General features: G+C 74.1%; 9 protein-coding genes. 8 read left to right on the plus strand and 1 reads right to left on the minus strand.

The window, feature by feature from the left end:
- Nucleotides 1–21 precede the first annotated feature (21 nt).
- Genes ACF068_RS17830 through ACF068_RS17845 form a run of 4 tightly spaced genes read left to right on the plus strand, consistent with a single transcriptional unit; the run spans nucleotide 22 to nucleotide 4,708 of the window.
- Nucleotides 22–1,611 (plus strand): ubiquitin-like domain-containing protein, encoded by a 1,590-nt coding sequence (locus tag ACF068_RS17830; RefSeq protein WP_392275171.1) that lies wholly within the window; start codon nucleotides 22–24, stop codon nucleotides 1,609–1,611.
- On the plus strand, nucleotides 1,608–2,471 hold the full coding sequence (rsmA, locus tag ACF068_RS17835) for a 16S rRNA (adenine(1518)-N(6)/adenine(1519)-N(6))-dimethyltransferase RsmA (RefSeq protein WP_392275172.1): 864 nt from the start codon (nucleotides 1,608–1,610) through the stop codon (nucleotides 2,469–2,471). The genes ACF068_RS17830 and rsmA overlap by 4 nt, the downstream gene beginning before the upstream one ends.
- Nucleotides 2,468–3,373 carry a 4-(cytidine 5'-diphospho)-2-C-methyl-D-erythritol kinase gene (locus ACF068_RS17840; RefSeq protein WP_392275173.1) on the plus strand — a complete coding sequence of 302 codons (906 nt, stop codon included), beginning with the start codon at nucleotides 2,468–2,470 and terminating at the stop codon, nucleotides 3,371–3,373. Before rsmA ends, ACF068_RS17840 begins: the two co-directional genes overlap by 4 nt.
- 48 nt (nucleotides 3,374–3,421) lie before the next feature.
- Nucleotides 3,422–4,708, plus strand: coding sequence for an acyltransferase (locus ACF068_RS17845; protein ID WP_392275174.1), 1,287 nt, complete (start codon nucleotides 3,422–3,424; stop codon nucleotides 4,706–4,708).
- Here the strand turns inward: ACF068_RS17845 and ACF068_RS17850 are convergent, their stop codons facing one another.
- Nucleotides 4,709–5,362, minus strand: coding sequence for a lipoprotein (locus ACF068_RS17850; protein WP_392275175.1), 654 nt, complete (start codon nucleotides 5,360–5,362; stop codon nucleotides 4,709–4,711).
- A 112-nt stretch (nucleotides 5,363–5,474) separates the two neighbouring features.
- Between ACF068_RS17850 and ACF068_RS17855 the strand changes: the two genes are divergently transcribed.
- From ACF068_RS17855 to ACF068_RS17870, 4 genes are all read left to right on the plus strand, one after another.
- Nucleotides 5,475–7,280: an ABC-F family ATP-binding cassette domain-containing protein gene (locus tag ACF068_RS17855; RefSeq protein WP_392275176.1), complete on the plus strand. Its 1,806-nt coding sequence runs from the start codon at nucleotides 5,475–5,477 to the stop codon at nucleotides 7,278–7,280.
- Between the two features lie 245 nt (nucleotides 7,281–7,525).
- Nucleotides 7,526–9,403, plus strand: a complete 1,878-nt coding sequence (locus ACF068_RS17860; RefSeq protein ID WP_392275177.1) for a PQQ-binding-like beta-propeller repeat protein — start codon at nucleotides 7,526–7,528, stop codon at nucleotides 9,401–9,403.
- Between the two features lie 13 nt (nucleotides 9,404–9,416).
- Nucleotides 9,417–11,036 carry a PQQ-binding-like beta-propeller repeat protein gene (locus ACF068_RS17865; protein ID WP_392275178.1) on the plus strand — a complete coding sequence of 540 codons (1,620 nt, stop codon included), beginning with the start codon at nucleotides 9,417–9,419 and terminating at the stop codon, nucleotides 11,034–11,036.
- 60 nt (nucleotides 11,037–11,096) lie between these two features.
- Nucleotides 11,097–12,914 (plus strand): PQQ-binding-like beta-propeller repeat protein, encoded by a 1,818-nt coding sequence (locus tag ACF068_RS17870; RefSeq protein ID WP_392275179.1) that lies wholly within the window; start codon nucleotides 11,097–11,099, stop codon nucleotides 12,912–12,914.
- The last annotated feature ends 66 nt before the right edge of the window (nucleotides 12,915–12,980 follow it).

Genomic DNA, 12,980 nt, shown 5'->3' on the forward strand with positions numbered 1-12,980 from the left:
CTCCGCTAGGGTCCCGGCCTCGTGAGCAACTCCCAGGGCAGTCACCGCGCCGCCCCCCGGGGCGGCCGCCACGCCACCGCGCCCCCCGCGGCCCCCGTCGTCCCGGCTCCCGCGCCGGCCCCGGTCCCGGTGGGCGTGTCCGCGCCCGGGGCGACGGCGGGGTACGAGACGTGGGACCTCACCCCGGAGCCGGCGGTGGCGGCCGGGAACGGGGCGTGGGGCCCGCCCCCGGAGCCGGCGGTGGTGGCGGGGTACGCGCCGTGGGGCGTCCCGCCGGAGCCGACGGTGGCGGCCGGGTACGCGCCGTGGGGCGTCCCGCCGGAGCCGACGGTGGTGGCGGGGTACGGACCGTGGGGCCCGCCCCCGGAGCCGGCCGCGCCCGCCGCCCCGCACACGCTGCCCCGCCAGGGCGCCGGGCCCGCCGTCGACCCCGAGGCGCCGACCCTCACCGCGGTGCCCACCGGCGGCCGCGCCCAGGCCCGCCGCGCCGCCCGCCGCCGGGCCGCCGGCCCCGGCACCCCCGAGGGGCTGCGGCGGCTCGTCCCCCAGGCCCTGGTCGTGGCGTTCCTCGCCGGCGGCACCAGCGCGTTCGTCGCCGACGACAAGGCCGTCCGGCTCACCGTCGACGGCGTACCCCGCACCATGCACACCTTCGCCGACGACGTCGGCGAACTCCTGGCCGACGAGGGCCTGCCCTTCGGCGCCCACGACCTCGTGGCCCCCGCCCCGGACGAGGCCCTGGCCAGCGGCGACGAGATCGTCCTCCGCTACGGCCGCCCCGTCACGCTCACCCTCGACGGACAGCGCCGCCGGATCTGGACCACCGCCCGCACCGTCGACGAGGCCCTGCGCGCCCTCGGGGTCCGCGCCGAGGGCGCCTACCTCTCTGTGTCCCGCTCCGCCGCCATCACCCGGCGGGGCCTCGCCCTCGACGTCCGCACCGAACGCACCGTGACCTTCATGGCGGACGGCCGGGAGCGCACCATCCGCACCAACGCCGCGACCGTCCGCGAGGCGGTCGACCAGGCGGGTATCACCCTCAGCGGCCGGGACACCACCTCCGTACCGCCCGGCAGCTTCCCGCGCGACGGACAGACCATCACCGTCATGCGGATCACCGACACCCGGGAGGTCCGCGAGGAACCCATCCCCTACGGCGTCGAGAGGGTCGACGACCCGACCCTGTACAAGGGCACCGAGATCGTCGAACGCCAGGGACAGCAGGGCTCCCGCCGTGTGACGTACTCCCTGCGGATGGTCAACGGCGTCCGGCAGAGACCCCGCAAGATCGGCGACGAGGTCGTGCGCGAACCGGTCGACCGGCGGGTACTGGTGGGCACCAAGCCCATGCCCGCCTCCGTCGACGGCGCCGACCACCTCGACTGGGACGCCCTCGCCCGGTGCGAGTCCGGCGGCCGTCCCGACGCCGTGGACGCCACCGGCACCTACGGCGGGCTGTACCAGTTCGACCCCGGCACCTGGCGTTCCCTCGGCGGCACCGGCACCGCCCAGCAGGCATCCGCCGCCGAACAGACATACCGGGCGAAGAAGCTCTACGTGCAACGGGGGGCGAGCCCGTGGCCGCACTGCGGCCGTAGGCTGTATCGGTGAGCACCACTGAGCCCGACGCCCTCCTCGGCCCCGCCGACATCCGCGAACTGGCCGCAGCGCTGGGCGTACGCCCCACCAAGCAGCGCGGCCAGAACTTCGTCATCGACGCCAACACCGTCCGGCGCATCGTCCGCACCGCGGAGGTCCGCCCCGACGACGTCGTCGTGGAGGTCGGACCCGGGCTCGGCTCCCTGACCCTCGCACTGCTGGAGGCCGCCGACCGGGTCACCGCCGTCGAGATCGACGACGTCCTGGCCGGCGCCCTGCCCGCCACCATCGCCGCCCGCATGCCCGCGAAGAAGGACCGCTTCGCGCTCGTCCACTCCGACGCGATGCACGTCGAGGAACTGCCCGGTCCGCCCCCCACCGCGCTCGTCGCGAACCTCCCGTACAACGTCGCCGTGCCCGTCCTGCTGCACATGCTCGACCGCTTCCCCACCATCGAGCGGACCCTCGTTATGGTCCAGGCCGAGGTCGCCGACCGGCTCGCCGCCAAGCCCGGCAACAAGGTCTACGGCGTGCCGTCCGTCAAGGCCAACTGGTACGCCGAGGTCAAGCGCGCCGGCGCCATCGGCCGCAACGTCTTCTGGCCCGCCCCCAACGTCGACTCCGGCCTGGTGTCCCTGGTCCGCCGCTCCGAGCCGGTGAACACCACGGCGTCGAAGAAGGACGTCTTCGCCGTCGTCGACGCCGCCTTCGCCCAGCGCCGCAAGACGCTGCGCGCCGCACTGGCCGGCTGGGCCGGCTCCCCGGCCGCCGCCGAGGCGGCCCTCGTCGCCGCCGGCGTCTCACCGCAGGCGCGGGGCGAGTCCCTCACCGTGGAAGAGTTCGCACGCATCGCGGAGGCCAAGTCAGCGTGACCGAGAGCATCACCGTACGCGTCCCGGCCAAGGTCAACGTCCAGCTCGCGGTCGGCGCCGCCCGCCCGGACGGCTTCCACGACCTGGCCAACGTCTTCCTCGCCGTCTCCCTGTACGACGAGGTCACGGCCACCCCCGCCGACGCCCTGCGCGTCACCTGCTCCGGCCCCGACGCCGACCAGGTGCCCCTGGACGCCACCAACCTCGCCGCCCGCGCGGCCACCGCCCTCGCCGCCCGGCACGGCATCTCCCCGGACGTCCACCTCCACATCGCCAAGGACATCCCCGTCGCCGGCGGCATGGCCGGCGGCAGCGCCGACGGCGCGGGCGCCCTCCTCGCCTGCGACGCCCTGTGGGGCACCGGCGCCACCCGCGAGGAACTCCTCGACATCTGCGCCGGGCTCGGCAGCGACGTGCCCTTCAGCCTCGTCGGCGGAGCCGCCCTCGGCACCGGACGCGGCGAGCGGCTGACCCCCCTGCCCACCGGCGGCACCTTCCACTGGGTCTTCGCCGTCGCCGACGGCGGGCTCTCCACCCCCGCCGTCTACGCCGAGTTCGACCGGCTCACCACCGGCACCGAGGTCCCCGCCCCGGCCGCCTCACCCGCGCTGCTGGACGCGCTGCGCACCGGCGACACCGCCCTGCTGGCCGGCGCCCTCACCAACGACCTCCAGCCCGCCGCCCTCTCCCTGCGCCCCTCCCTCGCCGCCACGCTCGCCGCCGGTACGGCGGCCGGCGCCCTGGCCGGCCTGGTCTCCGGCTCCGGCCCGACGACCGCGTTCCTGGTCAAGGACGAGGACGCCGCCCGCACCGTGGCCGACGCCCTGCTCGCCTCCGGCACCTGCCGCACGGCCCGCACGGCCACCTCCCCGGCACCGGGGGCTACTCAGATCCGCACCTGAGTACGAGAGCGCTGACGCCGGTACGGCCCCGCCCGGGACCGTACCGGCATGGCAACCAGCGTCTCCGAACTCGCCGCCCGCACCCCCGGCACCCGCGACCGGTACGTCGACCTGCTGCGGGTCGCGTCCCTCGCGACCGTGGTGCTCGGCCACTGGCTGATGGCCGCCGTCACCACCGACGGCACCGTCGGCAACCTGCTGGCCCTCGTCCCCGGGCTCCAGGTCCTCACCTGGGCGCTCCAGGTCATGCCGGTCTTCTTCTTCGTTGGCGGCTTCTCCCACGCCCTGTCGTACCGCTCCCGCCCCGGCTACGCCGGCTTCCTCCGGGCCCGGCTCCAGCGGCTGCTGCGCCCGACGATGGTGTTCATCGCGGTGTGGACGGCCGCCGCGCTCGTCCTCCGGCTCACCGGCGCCGACGGCGGCCTGACGGGCGTGGCGCTGCGCCTGGTCGCCCAGCCGCTGTGGTTCATCGGCATCTACCTCGCCATGGTGGCGTTCACCCCGCCGCTGCTGAAGCTGCACGAGCGGTACGGCTGGGGCGCCTTCGCCGCGCTGGTGGCGGGCGCGGTGGCGGTGGACACGCTCCGGTTCGCCGTCGGGGTGCCGTACGTCGAGTTCCTGAACTTCGCCTTCGTCTGGCTGGCCGTGCACCAGCTCGGCTTCCTCCGGGCGGACGACCGGATCGGCCGGCCCGCCGTCCTCGCCGCCACCGGCCTGGCGGGTGCCGCCGCCCTGGTGGCCCTCGGCCCGTACCCGCTGTCCATGGTCGGCATGCCGGGCGAGAAGGTCTCCAACATGGCCCCGCCCACGCTCGCCCTGCTGTGCCACGGCCTGTGGCTGGTCGGCGCGGTGGAACTGCTGCGCGGCCCGGGCGCCCGGCTGGCGCGGCGTCCCGCCGTCTGGCGGGCGGTCATCGCGGCGAACGGCGTCGCCATGACCGCGTTCCTGTGGCACCTGACGGCGATGCTCGGCGTGTACGGCGCGCTGCTGGCGCTGGGCGTCCCGCTGCCGGAGCCGGCGACCGCCACCTGGTGGGCCGGTGTGCCGGTGCGGCTGGCGGTCGCGGCGGCGGTGACGGCCCTGCTGGTCGCCGCGTTCCGGGCGTTCGAGCGCCCCGGGGCCCGCCGCCCGGCGGGGGCCGCCGGCTCGTCGCCCGTGGCGGCGCTCGGCATCACGCTGTGCCTGTTCGGCGTGCTGGGCCTGTCGATGGTCGGGTTCGGCGGACTGCTGGACGGCCGCTCGGCGGTGCTGGTCGCCGTGCCCGTCACCGCCCCGGCCGCGATCGGCGCCGCCTTGGTGGGCTGGCTCCTGGTGGAACGGGCGGGCCGCCGCTGATCAGCCGGTGAGCGCGAGCGTCCGCCTGGCCAGCTCGTAGGCGGGCAGCATCGCCCGGTGCTCCCCGGCGTCCAGCCCGCCCAGGTGCACCACCACCGGGCCGGCCGGCGTGGCCACGGCGAACGCCCGCTCGGGCTTCGGCCCGTCGCCGAACTCGGGGGTGACCGTGTACGTCACCTCGGCGGCCGGCAGGGCACCCGCCTTCGTCTCGGTGTACGCGGCCTTCGAGGCGTTCTTCTCGGCGCCCACGAACCCCTCCAGCACCTTCCGCGGCTCCGCCCCGGCGTCGTCGCCCGTCCAGACGCGGAGGAACCCGATGTTCCCGGCCGGCTTGGCGTCGACCTCACAGGCGAGGGTGACCGGCCCCTGCTCGGCCAGGGCGGCGAAGTCCGGGTCCTCGGCCACCGTCACCCTCTCCGCGGTCCACTCGGCCGCCGTCGTGAACGACACGGGCAGCACGCACGGCGTCCCCCTGCCCCCGATCACCGCCCCCTCGGCCACCCGGCTCGCCGCCCCCGGGCCCGCCGACGCGCTCGCGCCGGCTGTGGACGCGTCCGCCCGCCCCGGCGCGGCCGGCTCCGACGAGCACCCCACCAGCACCATCCCGGCCGCCACCCCCGCGACGACGCCCCGCGCGCTCCCGTACCGCCCCATGACTACCCCACCCCTGCGCCTGACCGACCCCTCGAACGACCGCCGCACGCTACCGCACCGTCCGCGGCGGCTACCCTGGTAGGTCGACCCCGTCCACCTGCACAGGAGTGAAATGGCCGTCAACCTGGTCAATGTCGAGGCAGTCAGCAAGGTGTACGGCACCCGTGCCCTGCTCGACGGTGTCTCCCTCGGCGTCTCCGAAGGGGACCGGATCGGTGTCGTCGGCCGCAACGGAGACGGCAAGACCACCCTCATCCGGATGATCGCCAAGCTGGAGGAGGCCGACTCCGGACGGGTGACACACAGTGGCGGGCTGCGGATCGGCGTGCTGACGCAGCACGATTCGCTGGACCCGGACGCCACCGTGCGGCACGAGGTGATCGGGGACCTGGCCGACCATGAGTGGGCGGGCAGTGCCAAGATCCGGGACGTGCTGACCGGGCTGTTCGGCGGGCTGGACCTGCCGGGGTTCCCGCAGGGCCTCGACACCGTCATCGGGCCGCTGTCCGGTGGTGAGCGGCGCCGGATCGCGCTGGCGAAGCTGCTGATCGCCGAGCAGGACCTGATCGTCCTCGACGAGCCGACCAACCACCTCGACGTGGAGGGCATCGCCTGGCTGGCCGGGCACCTCCAGGTGCGGCGCTCCGCGCTCGTGTGCGTCACACACGACCGCTGGTTCCTCGACCAGGTCTGCACCCGGATGTGGGACGTCCAGCGCGGCGCGGTGCACGAGTACGAGGGCGGCTACTCCGACTACGTCTTCGCCCGGGCCGAGCGCGAGCGCATCGCGGCCACGGAGGAGACCAAGCGGCAGAACCTGATGCGCAAGGAGCTGGCCTGGCTGCGGCGCGGTGCCCCCGCCCGTACGTCCAAGCCGCGCTACCGCATCGAGGCGGCCAACGAGCTGATCGCCGACGTGCCGCCGCCGCGCGACACCAGCGAGCTGATGAAGTTCGCCAACGCCCGGCTCGGGCGGACCGTCTTCGACCTGGAGGACGTGACCGTCACCGCCGGGCCGAAGGTGCTGCTCAAGCATCTGACCTGGCAGCTCGGCCCCGGCGACCGCATCGGCCTGGTCGGCGTCAACGGCGCCGGCAAGACCTCGCTGCTGCGGGCCCTCGCCGACGCGGCCGGCACCCAGGGCGAGAAGCAGCCGGCCGGCGGGCGGATCGTCGTCGGCAAGACGGTGCGCCTGGCCTACCTGTCGCAGGACGTCGCCGAACTCCCGGCGACGCTGCGGGTGCTGGAGGCGGTCCAGCAGGTGCGCGACCGGGTGGACCTCGGCAAGGGCCGGGAGATGACGGCGGGGCAGCTCTGCGAGCAGTTCGGCTTCACCAAGGAGAAGCAGTGGACCCCCGTCGGCGACCTCTCCGGCGGTGAGCGGCGCCGGCTCCAGTTGCTGCGGCTGCTGATGGACGAGCCGAACGTCCTGTTCCTCGACGAGCCGACCAACGACCTCGACATCGAGACGCTCACCCAGCTCGAGGACCTCCTCGACGGCTGGCCCGGCTCGATGGTCGTCATCTCCCACGACCGGTTCTTCATCGAGCGGACGACGGACCGGACCCTCGCGCTGCTCGGTGACGCCACGCTGCGGATGCTGCCGCGCGGTATCGACGAGTACCTGGAGCGGCGCCGGCGGATGATCGAGACGGCCGCCCCGGCGCCGGCCGCCGCCGCGTCCGCGCCCGCGAAGGAGAAGTCGGCGGGCGACTCCCGGGCCGCGAAGAAGGAGTTGCAGAAGATCGAGCGCCAGCTCGACAAGGTCTCCGAGAAGGAGGCCCGGCTGCACACCCAAATCGCCGACAACGCCACCGACTTCGAAAAGGTCGCGAAACTGGACGCGGAACTCCGGGACTTGGCCGCGCAGCGCGAGGAACTCGAAATGCGGTGGCTGGAACTCGCCGAGGACGCATAGCCCCGGAGCGTCCGTGGGGAAGGCGTGGAGAGCGGGTAACGAGGGCATCACGGGCCGGTCCTCCCTTGGGAACAGGGGCGGACCGGCCCCTTTCGCGCCGGGGCCGAGTGATAGAAAGAAGCCCCGCTCGACTCACGTAACACTGCGGAATCCATGTCCGATTCGCTCCATTCCGGCGGTACGTGTGCGCCGGAATCGCGGGGGAGGCCGGTCGGGCAGCGGACCGCACGAAGGGGGAAGCGCTGATGACTCAGCCGCCCAGCCAGCAACCGCCGCAGGGGGGCTTCGGGTCTCCGCAGGACCCGCACCAGCAGCCGCCCCAGGCGCCGCCCGTCCCCGGCGGCGTCCCCGGCCCCCCGGCCCAGCCGCCGGTGCCCCCGCAGGCACCGCCCGCGCAGCCCCCGGCCGCCCCGCCCGCCGCCCCCGCCTACGGCGCCCCGCAGCCGCCCGCCGGGCAGCCGCCGGTGCCGCCCGCCGCGCCGCCCGGCTACGGCTACCCCCAGACGCCCCCCGGCCAGCCCGGTTACGGCTACCCGCAGGCTCCGGGCCCCGGCCAGCAGCCCGGCCCGTACGGGGCGCAGCCCGGCCCGTACGGCCAGCAGCCCAACCCCTACGGCGGCCACCCGGCGCAGCCGCAGTACCCGGGCGCGCCCACCCCGCCGCCCGCGGGTGGCGGCGGCCCCTTCAAGGGCAAGCCCGCCGCCGTCATCGGCGCGGCCGTGGCCGCCCTGCTCGTCATCGGCGGCGGCACGTACTTCGCCCTCAGCGGCGACGACAGCGACCCGAAGAAGCCCGAGGCCAAGGGCTCCAGCGCGGCGCCGAATCCTTCCGGCTCCGACGACGCCGACCAGGGCGACGGCAACGGTGACGGCCGCGGGGCGAACGACGACCTGAACGCCGGACGCAAGGACGGCGAGGCCAAGGTCGAGTGGCTGGCGACCAACGACGTGGACCTGCCGCGCAACGGCGCGGACGTGTACGGCCCGTGGGTCGTGGGCGACACGGTCGTCAAGGCCATGTACAAGAGCGTCGTGGGCTACTCGGCGGCCGACGGCAAGAAGAAGTGGGAGGTGCCGTTCACCACCGAGGTGTGCACCGCCCCGGTCGCACCCGCCGACAACGGCACCATCGTCATCGGCATCAACGACAAGCCGGGCGAGAAGGCCGACTGCACGGTGCTCCAGCAGATCGACCTGAAGACCGGCAAGGCGGGCTGGAAGAAGCCCGTTCCCCAGGGGACCGGCTTCAACGCGCTGTCCGACATGACGCTCGCCATCAGCGGCGGCACCGTGACGGCCGCGGGCACCGGCAACGCCCACGGCTTCTCCCTCGCCGACGGCAAGCAGCTCTTCGGCACGCCGGACGCCGACTGCAAGCCCTTCGCCTACGCGGGCGGGCCGAAGCTGATCGCCGCGTCGAGCTGCCGCACGGGTGACTACAAGAAGACGCAGCACGAGGTCAGCGAGGTCGACCCGGCGACCGGCAAGCCGAAGTGGACGTACCGGCTGCCGCCGAACTGGGAGGTCACCAAGGTCTTCTCGGTGAGCCCGCTGGTCGTCTCCACCGAGCAGCCCGACAGCAAGAAGTGGAGCATCGTCGCGCTGACGGACGCCGGCAAGCTCCGCTCCACGCTCGACGGCGGCAAGGACAAGTTCAACCCCAAGTGCGGCGGCAGCTTCGTCGTCTTCGGCGAGAACCTTCAGGGATGCACGGGCGTCGCCGCCGACGCGAGCACCTTCTACATGTCGACGGAGCCCACCCAGCTCACCAACGGCACCAACGACGTGGTGGCGTTCGACCTGAACACGGGCAAGCCCAAGTGGCGTGCCGCCGCCGGTCCGCAGCGGACGATGACGCCGCTGCGCATGGAGGGCGGTGACGTCCTGATGTACATGCAGGGCTCGTGGGACCGCGGCGGCGGCGTCGCGACCCTGGCGCCGACGGGCGGCAGCCCGAAGGTACTGCTCCAGCACCCGGCGTCGACGGCCCAGATCGAGAGCGACTTCTACTCGCCGCGGTACGCCTACGCCGACGGACGCTTCTTCATCGCCAGCGGGCGGGTCAGTGCCCGCAACGACACCGAGGAGAAGCAGACGAAGACCATGATGGCCTTCGGCAAGTGACGTCAGGTCGACGATGAACCACTTCAGACACACCGACGGTCCGGCCGGCGCGCCGGACCCGTCTGGCCCGTCCGGCCCGGCAGGGCCCTACGGGACGCTCAATCCGTACGGCGGCGGTGCCGGGCAGCCGGGCCCGCAGCCTCCCGCGCCGTCCGCGCCCTCCGGCTCTCCCGCCCCCTCCGGCCCCGTCCGCCGGAGGGGCCGGGGCCCGCTCGCCGCCCTCGTGGCCCTGGTCGTCCTCGGCGGCGCCGCCCTCGGTTACGCCGTCACCCGCGGCGACGGCGGCGGTGACGGCGGGCCGTCCGCCGCCCCCGCGTCCCGCCCCTCCGCGTCGGCGTCCGCGCCGGCTCCGGGGGCGGCCGGCCCGGCCGCCCCCGACACCGCCGAGGCGGCGCGCATTAACGCGGGCCGCGCGGCCGGCGAGGCAAGGGCGCTGTGGGTGCGGCGGAACCAGGTGGACCTGCCGGCCACGATCGTGGAGGTGCACGGCCCGTGGACCGTCGGCGACACCGTCGTCACGGCCTCGTACCGTACGGTCTCGGCGTACGCGACGGCCGACGGCCGGCTGCGGTGGAGCCTGCCGCTGGACCGGGAGGTGTGCCGGGCGACGCCCCAGGCGTCGGCGGACGGCAAAATCGTCGTCCTCACCCGGGAGAAGCCGGACTCCACGAGCGAGTGCCGGGTGCTGCGGATGATCGATCTGCGTACCGGGAAGCAGGGCTGGCAGCAGCCGATCACCCAGGACGGCCTGTGGGACGCCTTCACGGACTACTCCGTGGTGATCAGCGGCAGCACGGTGACGGCCGGCCGGGCCGGCCATTCGACCGCGTACCGGCTCGGTGACGGCGGCAAGCTCTTCGGACCCGCTCCCGGGCCGTGCCAGGCCCGGGCCTTCGCCGGCGGGCCGAAGCTGATCGCCGCCCTGATGTGCGAGGACGGCACCGCCGACGTGCCGCACGAGCAGGTCGCCGAGGTCGACCCGGCCACCGGCAGGGCGCGGTGGACCTACGACATCAAGCGCGGCTACCGCATCGACCACGTCTACTCGGTCCGGCCGCTGGTCGTCTCGCTGTACGACCGGGCGCAGCAGAAGCGCGCGGTGCTGGTCCTCACCGAGACAGGCGCCAAACGGTCCGCGCTCGTCGGCCCGGACCAGTACGCCCCGGCGTGCCGCAACGACACCGGCGACACCAACAGCCTCCAGAGCTGCCAGACCGCCGCGGACGCGGACACCTTCTACATGGCGACCGAGCCCTCCGGCCCCGCGGCCGTCGCGACGAACCAGATCGTCGGCTTCGACCTGGACACCGGCAAGGTCGTCCGCCGCATCCCCGCACCGGCCGGGCGGCTCGTTCTGCCGTTGCGGACGGCGGGCTCCGACCTGCTGGTCGAGATCCCGCCGTCCAACGAAAGGGCGGCCCGGCCCGGTGTGCTCGCGTCGGTCGCCCCCGGCACGACGGCGCTCCGGCCGGTGCTCCGGCTGCCCGGCCCCTCGGCCCGGTCCCACAGCCGCATGGACCAGCCCAACGGCCTGTACGTGGACGGCCGCTACATCATCGTGCCCAACAGCATCACCGGTGGCGACGACGACCAGGAGAGGACGAGCGAGACCCTCATGGCCTTCGGCACCTGACGGCGTCCCGCCCCCCACGCACCGGACCGACACCCTTTCCCCGACAGAGGTACGCACCCCATGACGCAGCCACCGCCGCCGCCCCACCAGCCCCCGAACCAGCCACCGGGCCAGCCGCCCCACCAGCCGCCGGGCCAGCCCCCGTCGGGCGGTTTCGGCGCGCCCCAGGAGCCCCCGTCCGGCGGCTTCGGCGCCCCGCAGGAGCCCGCCCCGGGCTTCGGGGCCCCCACCCCGCCGCCGCAGGACCCGGCGTACGGCTACCCGCAGGCGCCCCAGACCCCGCCGCCCGCCCAGGCGCCCGGCTACGGCTACCCGCAGGCGCCCGGCCCGTACCCGCCGTCCCAGGGCGGGCAGCCCGGCTACGGCTACCCCACCGCCCCGGCGCACCAGCAACTCCCGCCGCAGCAGGGCAGCGGCGGCGGCCGGAAGCTGTCGGCCCAGATGCAGATCATCATCGCCGCGGCGGTCGCCGTGGTCCTGATCATCGCGGGTGGCGTCTGGTACGCCAGTGCCGGGGGCGACGACGACCCGGTCGACAACGCCAAGGGCACCTCCGGCGGCACCGGGGGCGGCGGTGACGACGGCGGCAAGGCGGCCCCCGACGGCCCCGGCAAGGAGAAGGCGCCGGACAACACCCAGGCCAAGGTGGCGTTCCAGCTTCCGCTGCCCAAGGTCACCGACATCACCGACGTGAGCGGCTCCTGGGTCACCGACACGGCGTACGTCAAGTCGGGCATCGAGTCGGTGGTCGGCTACGACATCGCCAAGGGCACCCCGCTGTGGACCACCCCGCTCCCCGGCCAGGTCTGCGCGGCGTCCCGGCACGTCAAGGACAACAAGACCGCCATCGCCTTCGAGGCCGCCAAGCGCGTGCCGCCGAAGAACTTCCAGCCCTGCACCGAGGTCGGCGTCATCGACCTGGCCACCGGCAAGCTGCTGTGGCGCAAGTCGGTGACGAGCCCCGACTCCGGTGACGAGAAGGCCTCCTTCGACGAGGTGACCGTCGGCGGCGGCACCGTCGCGGCCGGCGGCCTCGACGGCGGCGCGGCCTGGGACCTGGTCAGCGGCAAGGAGCTGTGGCGGCCGCAGATCAACGCCGAGGAGTGCGAGGACAAGGGCTACGCGGGCGGCGAGAACCTGGTCGCGGCCCGCGCCTGCGGTCCGCTGGACAACCAGTACCTGCTGATCCAGAACCTCGACCCGAAGTCCGGCGCGCCCCTCTCCTCGTACAAGATGCCGCCCGGTGTCGAGGACGCGGGCATCGTCTCCACCAAGCCGCTGGTGGTGGCGGCCGACGTCGGCAGGACCGCGGGCGACGGCTCCAGCATCTCGGACTTCTTCTCCATCGACGAGAAGACCGGCAAGCTCAAGACGAAGATCGCCGCCGCCGGCGACCGGTACGCGGCGGAGTGCGAGCTGGAGGTGGAGCAGTGCAGCAAGGTCGTGGTCGGCAACAACCGGCTCTACCTGCCGACCGAGGACCACGAGGGCGGCGGTGAGTACGGCGACACCAACGAGATCGTGTCGTTCGACCTGACCACCGGCAAGCCGACCACGGACAAGGCCGAGGCGGGCGACCGGTACTCGATGTTCCCGCTGCGCATGGACGGCGGCAACATCATCGCCTACAAGGAGGCGCCCTACGACAAGGGCGGACAGGTGGTGAGCATCAACGGCGCGACGTTCAAGCAGACCGTCCTGCTGGAGAACCCGGCCGACAAGGCGGTCCGGGACGCCGAGTCGTCGTTCAACCTGGACTCCTCCGAGATCCGCTACGCCGACGGACGGCTGTTCATCGCCGACGACCTGTTCGACAAGCCGAGCTCGTCGTCCAGCGACCGCAAGCAGTACCTGGCGATCGCGTTCTCCACGCACTGAGCCCCTCGTACCGGGTGACGGCCCGGCACACCGGACGGTCCGGTGTGCCGGGCCGTCCACTTGGTG

The sequence above is a fragment of the Streptomyces sp. NPDC016309 genome (assembly GCF_043077235.1).
GTDB lineage: Bacteria > Actinomycetota > Actinomycetes > Streptomycetales > Streptomycetaceae > Streptomyces.

Bases quoted from the DNA above. Each gene is read 5' to 3' on its own strand.
- ACF068_RS17845 (WP_392275174.1), top strand. From the start codon at position 3,422: ATGGCAACCAGCGTCTCCGAACTCGCCGCCCGCACCCCCGGCACCCGC.
- ACF068_RS17850 (WP_392275175.1), bottom strand. From the start codon at position 5,362: ATGGGGCGGTACGGGAGCGCGCGGGGCGTCGTCGCGGGGGTGGCGGCC.
- ACF068_RS17860 (WP_392275177.1), top strand. From the start codon at position 7,526: ATGACTCAGCCGCCCAGCCAGCAACCGCCGCAGGGGGGCTTCGGGTCT.
- ACF068_RS17865 (WP_392275178.1), top strand. From the start codon at position 9,417: ATGAACCACTTCAGACACACCGACGGTCCGGCCGGCGCGCCGGACCCG.
- ACF068_RS17870 (WP_392275179.1), top strand. From the start codon at position 11,097: ATGACGCAGCCACCGCCGCCGCCCCACCAGCCCCCGAACCAGCCACCG.
- ACF068_RS17855 (WP_392275176.1), top strand. From the start codon at position 5,475: ATGGCCGTCAACCTGGTCAATGTCGAGGCAGTCAGCAAGGTGTACGGC.